This window comes from Chromohalobacter sp. HP20-39 (assembly GCF_033052815.1).
Taxonomy (GTDB): domain Bacteria; phylum Pseudomonadota; class Gammaproteobacteria; order Pseudomonadales; family Halomonadaceae; genus Chromohalobacter.
Genome location: NZ_JAWHTP010000371.1, coordinates 1 through 327, shown reverse-complemented (window position 1 = coordinate 327; position 327 = coordinate 1). Strand labels below are relative to the sequence as shown.

Annotated in this window: 1 protein-coding gene; it reads right to left on the bottom strand. The window is 66.7% G+C overall.

All coding sequences use genetic code 11. The annotated features are described in order from the left end of the window. A partial coding sequence (locus RVY79_RS18415; RefSeq protein WP_317465986.1) for an alpha/beta hydrolase occupies nucleotides 1-310 on the bottom strand: 310 nt, incomplete at its 3' end. Between the last annotated feature and the right edge of the window lie 17 nt (nucleotides 311-327).

Genomic DNA, 327 nt, shown 5'->3' with positions numbered 1-327 from the left:
CCGCATTCGCCACCAGATAGCCGAGTGCCTGCTCGCAGTCCCGCAGCGGCACAGGCCATTGATGTTCCGGGGCAAGGCGATATTCCACCGACGCGACGATGCAGCCACTCTGCCGCGCCAGCAGTCGGCAAATGCCGTCATGCGTGTCGATGCTGCCGATCACCCACCCGCCGCCATGCAGGAACACGACCAACGGCCCGTTACCGCCCGCGCCCTCCGCTTCGTCCGGCTCGTACAGCCGCACCCGGATCTCACCGTCGGTCACCGGCACCATGATGTCGCGGTGGGCAACGCCGACGATGTCGTTCAAGCCATTCAGGCGGCAGG